Raw genomic sequence first — 765 nt, 5'->3', positions numbered from 1 at the left:
CTTATCGCTAAACTTCTACAATTTGAAGAAGCCGTTCAATCTGTTGCTCGTGAAGGCCAACCGCACATCATGTGTAGCTACCTATTTGAACTAGCGGGTCAATTCTCAAGCTTCTACGAAGCATGCCCAATTCTAGTAGCAGAAGATGAAGCCGTTAAGCAAAGCCGTCTAAAACTGGCAGCCCTAACAGCGAAAACCATCAAGCAAGGTTTATCGCTACTAGGTATCGAAACGCTAGAGCGCATGTAAGCCACTTTTAAGTTGATAACTTAAGTAGCACAAGCTGAATGATTGCAAAGGTTGACGTGAAAGCGTCAACCTTTTGTTTTATCTGACGTATACTAATTCAAATTGAAATGAATCGGAAATCCACAATGAGTTTTGAACTGCACCCTCAATTGGCAAAAGACACCACAGTAATCGGCCACTTCCCTCTTTGCGTTGCACTTCTACATAAAGATAATGCAGTGCCGTGGGTCATCTTAGTTCCTAAACGTGCCAACTTAAAAGAATTGCACCACTTACCGATGAAAGAGCAGCAACAGTTTTTACTTGAATCACAAGCGGTAAGCCAAGCGCTCGAAGCGACTTTCCGTCCTGACAAGTTGAATCTTGGCGCACTTGGTAACATGGTGCCGCAGCTACCCATTCATCATATCGCACGCTTTAAGGACGACGTTGCATGGCCAGGGCCGATTTGGGGAAACACTAGCGGCGAGTTTCGTAGCAAAGAAGAACAAGATGAGATTCTCAAACGTATTGGAA

The 765-nt window shown here is 44.3% G+C and carries 2 protein-coding genes; both read left to right on the top strand.

Annotated features, from left to right (window positions below):
* On the top strand, positions 1-249 hold a 249-nt coding region (locus R7Q46_RS26585; protein ID WP_318078140.1), incomplete at its 5' end, for a DALR anticodon-binding domain-containing protein.
* Between the two features lie 125 nt (positions 250-374).
* Positions 375-765, top strand: a 391-nt coding sequence (locus tag R7Q46_RS26580; RefSeq protein WP_318078139.1) for an HIT domain-containing protein, incomplete at its 3' end; no start/stop codon positions are given.

The organism is Vibrio sp. 811, from assembly GCF_033339195.1.
The sequence above is the reverse complement of the archived record's forward strand: the minus strand, read 5'-3'. Positions and strand labels throughout refer to the sequence as shown.